This window comes from Gluconacetobacter sacchari, from assembly GCF_014174255.1.
In the GTDB taxonomy this organism is placed as follows: domain Bacteria; phylum Pseudomonadota; class Alphaproteobacteria; order Acetobacterales; family Acetobacteraceae; genus Gluconacetobacter; species Gluconacetobacter sacchari.
Genome location: NZ_JABEQJ010000021.1, coordinates 80,469 through 86,789, shown reverse-complemented (window position 1 = coordinate 86,789; position 6,321 = coordinate 80,469). Strand labels below are relative to the sequence as shown.

Here is a 6,321-nt window from a genome sequence, read left to right as displayed (position 1 = left end):
CTCGATCCCGGCCCGCGCCGTGCCGTCCACCAGGAACGTCCACCGGTTCTCCGTCATGAACACAAGGCGATACAGCGCCATCGTCTCGTTCATGTATCCCGTCATCTCCGGGTCGAACTGCCCCAGCATGTCCGCCGACATCGCACGCAGCACCCGCGGATGCACGTTCACCGGGCCAGGACCCATCAGCAGCCGCTGCGGCGGGTCGATCTCTCCGAACACCTTATTCCTCCTTTTCCTTCGGCGGCGCGCCGAAGCTGGCCCGGTCCAGGCGGGCGACAAACGCCGTCATCGCCTCCAGCGCCGCCTGCACATCCTCGTCCATCACCGCCTCGGCCGGGTTGTGGCTGATCCCTCCCCGACAGCGCAGGAACAGCATCGCGACCGGTGCCAGATGCGCCATCACCATTGCGTCATGCCCTGCCCCGCTGACCAATATGCGCGGCGCCGCGCCGGTGACCTCCCGCACGGCCTCGGCCATCAGATCGCTCAACCCCGCGTCGCACGGCGTCGCCGGCAGGTCCTGCTGTACCGTCAGGTCCAGCGTCACGGCCCGCCGGGCCGCGATCTCCGCCAGAGCCTGGCGGATCTCGTCCGCCGCGCGATCACGCACCGCGCCACGGCCCGCGCGAACGTCGATGCTGAAGGTCACCGCCCCAGGCACCACGTTCGGCACCCCCGGCCCGACCTCCATCCGGCCGACGGTGGCCACCAGGTCCTCCGGCCCGGCACCGCCGATCCGCTCCACCGCCAGCACCATTTCGGCAGCGGCGGCCAGGGCATCGTGGCGCAGACGCATCGCCATGGTACCGGCATGGCCCGCCGTGCCCGTCACCACGGCGCGGAAACGATATTGGGCGGCAATGCCGCTGACGACGCCCAGCGCATGGCCTTCGGCCTCCAGCACGGGCCCCTGCTCGATATGGGCCTCGACATAGGCCAGCACGTCACCCCGCTGCCGCGCGGCGCCCGCAAAACCCGCAAGGTCCAGCCCGAACCCCTCCAGCGCCTCGGCCAGCCCGACACCCGCCGCGTCGGCCAGCGCCAGATCCTGGTCGCCCAACACCCCGGCCACGGCGCGGCTGGTCAGCATCGAGACCGGAAAGCGCGATCCCTCCTCATCCCCAAACCCGATGACCTCGATCGCGAAGCCGAAGCGATGGCCGCGCTCGGCGAACCACGCCACCGTTTCGATGCCCAGGATCACGCCCAGCATGCCGTCATAGCGCCCGCCATCCCGCACGCTGTCGACATGCGACCCGATCAGCAGCGCCGGCGCGTCGGGATGCCGTCCTTCATAGCGGCCGACGATGTTGCCGGCGGCATCGATCCGCGCCGCCATCCCCGCCTCGGTCATCCACGCGGCGATCCGGTCCAGCGCTGCCGCGTGCCCCGCCCCCAGATAGGGGCGAAACAGATGCTCGTCGGAATCCGAATAAGGCACCGCCCCCAGTTCGTCGCACCGTGCGACCGCGCGCAGGCCCGATGCCGCCTCGCGCGTCGGAGGCTTCACCATGCCGCCACTATGCCGTCGCTGCGCGGATCGGTCGCCCCTTCGATCAGGCCCGACGGATGCAGCACCAGCGCCCCGGCATGCCCCATCGTGGAGGTAAAGGCGGGCATGGGTTCCAGCACATGGCCGGCCGCCGCCATCCGGGCGATCACCTCGGGCGCGAACCGGTCCTCGTATTTCAGGCTGGTGCTGTGCTCGCCCCAGGTCCGGCCCAGCAGCCAGCGTGGTGCCGTCACCGCCTGCTGCAACGGCACGCCATAGCGGGCATAGCGCGTGAAGACGGCCGCCTGGGTCTGGGGCTGTCCCTCGCCGCCCATGGTGCCATAGACCATGGTGCGCCCGTCGGCGAACCGCGCGCCGGCCGGATTGAGCGTATGGAACGGCTTGCGGCCCGGACGCAGTGCGTTCCAGCCGTCATCGGCCAGACGGAAACTGGCGCCCCGATTCTGCCACACGATGCCGCTGCGCGGCAGGACCACGCCCGATCCATATTCGAAATACACGCTCTGGATCATGCTGACCGCAACCCCGTCGGCATCGACCGCGCCCATCCATACCGTATCGCCGGCCTGCGACGGATGCGGCCACGGCGCCGCGACCTCGGGGTCGATGTCCAGCGCCATGCGGTCAAGCGCCAGCGCGTCGTCCAGGATCTCCTGCGCCGCGACGGACATGAAGGACGGGTCGCCGACATGGGCATCGCGATAGCGAAAGGCCTGTTTGGTGGCTTCGACCAGCCCGTGGAAATAATCGAATCCGTCGACATTCTCGGCCCGCAGCCGGTCGAACAGCGCCAGGATCAGCAGAGACGCCACCCCTTGGGTGGGCGGCGCCATGTTGAACAGCCGCGCACCGTCGATATCGACATGCAGCGGCGGCCGCGCCAGGGCATGGTGGCCGGCCAGGTCGGCCAGGTCCAGCGGGCTGCCCAACTGGCGCAGATCCTCGGCCATCTCGCGCGCCAGCGCGCCGCGATAAAAGGTGTCCAGCCCATCCCCCGCCAGCCGGCGCAACGTATGCGCCAGCGCCTGGTTATGCAGGATGTCGCCGGCGCGCGGCGCCCTGCCGCCGGGCAGGAACACCTGGCGAAAGCCGGGGATGGCCACCAGTTCGTCCATCTTGGCGGCCGTCAGGGCGGCGCCACCCTCGGTCACCGGCACGCCCTGCTCGGCGTAATAGATCGCGTCGCGCAGCAACCGGTGCAGGCCCAGCCCCGGCTGCATCGCGTGGCTCCAGTTCAGGGCGAGGTCCCAGCCGGACACCGTGCCGGCAACGGTATTGGCCGCCAGCGGCCCGCGCCATGGAATGGCATCGCACCCGGCGGCGCGATAGAAATCCAGGTCGGCGCGCCGGGCCGCCGCCCCGCAGGCATCGATCGTCTCGGTCCTGCCGTCGGGCATCATCACCAGCCAGAAGGCGTCGCCGCCGATGCCGGTCATGTGCGGGTAGACGACGGCCAGTGTCGCCGCCGTCGCCACGACCGCCTCGATCGCCGTGCCGCCGTCGCGCAGCACCTCCAGCCCGGCCTGGCTGGCCAGATGATGGGGGGATGTCACCATCCCACGCAGGGAACGCGGAGTGTTCAGCATGGCTTAACGTTCCTTGGCAACGGGCGCAGGCACCCGGCCGGCCAGACCCGCCCCCGCCAGCGCGCCGGCAAGGGCAAACAGCGCGGCCTCGCGCCCCGGGGCCGCGATCAATTGCAGGCCCAGCGGCAATCCGCCGGTACCCAGCAACGGCGCGCTGAGCACCGGCACGCCCGCCAGGCTGAGCGGCTGCGTATAAAGGCCCAGATTGGCCCGGGCCGAGACGACCTGCCCATCCACGACGATCGTCGGCTGGTCGATCAGCGGCGCCTCGCCCACCGTCGCCGGCGCGATCAGCACATCCACCGACCGGAACAGCGCATGGACCTGCTCGCGAAACCACGCGCGAAAGCGATGCGCCTGGACCAGCGTTCCCGACGGCAGCAGCGCCCCGGCGATCAGCCGGTCGCGCGTCGCGGGATCGTATCGCAACGCCTGCCGGCGCAGGCGGGGCAGATGCAGCGTGCCCCCCTCCGCCGCCGAGATCAGGAACGAGGCAGCACGGGCACGCGCAACCTCGGGCAGTTCCACCGTCTCCAGGCCGCCCAGATGGGCGGCCACGGCATCGATGGCCCGCGCCAGCGGTTCCGACATGTTCGCGCCGAACCAGCCGCCCAGCCGCGCCACCCGCAGGTCCGCCGCGGCCGGCAATGCGGGCATCGGCTCCCCGGCCAGGATTTCATAGGCCACGCGCAACCCGTCCAGCGTGCCGGCGAACGGCCCCACCACATCCAGGCTGGCGACGAAGGGGTAGGCGCCCTCGCGCGGCACGCCGCCAAAGGTGGGCTTCAGCCCCCACACGCCGCACAACGACGCCGGCACGCGGATCGAGCCATTGGTGTCCGATCCCAGGGTCAGCGGCAGCAGCCCCGCCGCCACGGCGGCGGCCGAGCCACCCGACGATCCGCCGGCCAGCCGCGCCGGATCGTGCGGATTGCGGGTAATGCCGTAATGGGCATTGTCGGTGGCGAACCCATAGGCGAATTCGTCCATGTTCAGGCTGGCGACCGGAATCGCGCCGGCCGCGCGCAGGCGCGCGACGATGGCGGCGTCATGCGTCGCCGGCGGCGATTCCCGCAACACCACCGAACCGGCGGTCGTGACCTCGCCGGCCACGTCGAACAGATCCTTCACGCCGAACGGCACGCCGGCCAGCGGGCCGGGATCGTCGCCCGCGGCAATGCGGCGGTCGATCCGCTCGGCCTCGGCCACCGCGCGGGGGCCGAAGATGCGCGTCACGCTGTTGAACGGCCGGTCACGGACCTCGATCGCGGCGATCGTGGCCGTCATCACGGCCACGGCACTGCGCCGCCCCTGGCGGATCTCGGCGGCGATGGCCAGCGCGTCGGACGAATCGATCATGTCGGGCACGGTCATGGGCGGTATTCGAACGCCGGTTCGCACGTATCCGGCAGGGCGAAGCCATGCACCAGCGCGGCATAGCGCCGCAGCAATACCCGGTTGGCCACCACACCCGGCAGGCAGGATGCGTCGATGGTCAGGCCGACATCACGCGCCGTCGCGATGACGACCGCCTCGTCCCGCGCGCCGCTTTCCTCGTCATGTTCGCTCATGGGCTTGTTTCCTCCCTTTGGCCCGCCATGCCGTCGCGCCGGCAGGGTCACGAGGGATCATGCATCCGGACGGTCGAGGCTGACCAGTTCCGGCGTGACATAATTCAGCAACTGGTCGAGATGCCAGGCTCCGTCGGTCATGAACAGGTCACGCCCCAGCCCCCGTGCCAATCGCTCCACGCCGAAGCGCATGCCGCTGATCGACGCCCCCGACAGGCCCATGCTGGGGGTCGCGCTGAAGGTGAAATTATGGATGTTGGCCAGCATCGGCGCCAGCGGGTCGGCCGCGTCGCGCGGCAGGAACTGGTAGGAATTGCCCAGATAGGGATGCGCCGCCAGCACCCCGCTGCCCTCGCCTTCGGGCGGGGTGAAGCGATCGCGCCACAGCGCCACCGACCCGGCGAAGGACGCGGTTTCCGGCCGCAGCGCCAGATCCACGGCGAAGCCGGTGCCGATGATCACGAAATCGAACCGCATTTCGCCATCCGGCGTCGCGATCGCGATGTCGTCGCCCTCCATCCGCGCGCCCGTCCACCCGCAGCCGGTATGGGTGCGGAAGGTCGGATGCCGGCGGCAGCGCCAGAAAGTATCCTGCGGCGGCGGCTGGTTCAGTTCGTAGATATGGCGCATGAACCGCCAGCGCAGCGTATCGGACAGCGCCGGGAAATGGGCCAGGAACCCGGCATTCTCCATCCAGCGATACGGATTGACCGACGGGATCGCCCGGCGGCGCAGGCATAGCGAAACCGAGGCCGCTCCCGCCTCCAGCGCCGTCGCGGCGTTGTCGAAGGCCGATGCACCGGCCCCCAGCACGCCGATCCGCCTGCCGCGCAGGGCGGCGAAATCGATCGGCTCCGACGTATGCGCATAGCGCTCGCGCGGCAGGCCCCGCCGAATGAAATCGGGCACATGCCACCGGCCGCCCCCATCGATCCCGGTGGCCAGGACCAGCTTGCGCGCCAGATGGCGATATTCCCGCCCCTCGGCATCGCGGAAGGTCAGGCGCAGCAACCCGTCCTCCCACTCCACATGCTCGAAAGACCGGTCATTCTCGACCGGCAGGGCAAGGATCGCGCGGTACCAGTCCAGATAAGCCTGCCAGTCGCCACGGGGGATCTTGTCCAGCGCGTCCCAGGCACCGGCGCCATGGCGGGCCTCGTACCAGGCGCGCGGCGTCAGGTTGGGAATCCCCAAGTCCGGGCCGGTGACATATTTCGGCGTCCGCAGGGTGATCATGCGGGCAAAGGTGATCCACGGCCCCTCGCCCCCGCGCGACGCACGGTCGAAGATCCGGACATTGGTGATATTGCCGCGTTTCAGCGCGAACGCGCTGGCCAGTCCCCCCTGGCCAGCGCCGATAATGGCGACATCCAGCACCGGCTCGCCATCGCGCGTCATCCGCGGCGTCCAGTCGTGGCGCGGATAGTCGATCACGGCCAGGTCCCGCCGGACCTGGGCGTCGAGCGACGCGAAGCGGTCTTCCGACGTTTCTCCGGTTGGACGATTCTCGGTATCGACAGCCATCCGCCCCTCCTGCGCACTTCCCTGGCCCGTTCGGTCCAGGGGCCGGACGGCATGGGTCCGTGTCCCCCGACACGGACCCGGGTTCCCCAACCCACACCATCACGGCACCGAAACTAACCGGATG

5 protein-coding genes and 1 pseudogene are annotated in these 6,321 nt (G+C 70.1%); all 6 read right to left on the bottom strand.

Annotation, left to right across the window (positions count from 1 at the left end):
• A pseudogene (locus HLH48_RS15315) lies at positions 1–186 on the bottom strand (alanine--glyoxylate aminotransferase family protein); the annotation flags it as partial.
• Positions 187–223: 37 nt separating this feature from the next.
• Entirely contained in the window at positions 224–1,516 is a 1,293-nt protein-coding gene (locus HLH48_RS15310; RefSeq protein WP_182998358.1) for an allantoate amidohydrolase, read from the bottom strand.
• Complete coding sequence (locus HLH48_RS15305) at positions 1,510–3,102, bottom strand: gamma-glutamyltransferase family protein (RefSeq protein ID WP_182998357.1); 1,593 nt, start codon at positions 3,100–3,102, stop codon at positions 1,510–1,512. The genes HLH48_RS15310 and HLH48_RS15305 overlap by 7 nt, the downstream gene beginning before the upstream one ends.
• Positions 3,103–3,105: 3 nt before the next feature.
• Positions 3,106–4,476 (bottom strand): AtzE family amidohydrolase, encoded by a 1,371-nt coding sequence (locus tag HLH48_RS15300; RefSeq protein WP_373320298.1) that lies wholly within the window; start codon positions 4,474–4,476, stop codon positions 3,106–3,108.
• Positions 4,473–4,673 carry a DUF4089 domain-containing protein gene (locus HLH48_RS15295; RefSeq protein WP_182998356.1) on the bottom strand — a complete coding sequence of 67 codons (201 nt, stop codon included), beginning with the start codon at positions 4,671–4,673 and terminating at the stop codon, positions 4,473–4,475. The genes HLH48_RS15300 and HLH48_RS15295 overlap by 4 nt, the downstream gene beginning before the upstream one ends.
• 57 nt (positions 4,674–4,730) lie before the next feature.
• Complete coding sequence (locus HLH48_RS15290; protein ID WP_182998355.1) at positions 4,731–6,197, bottom strand: SidA/IucD/PvdA family monooxygenase; 1,467 nt, start codon at positions 6,195–6,197, stop codon at positions 4,731–4,733.
• Between the last annotated feature and the right edge of the window lie 124 nt (positions 6,198–6,321).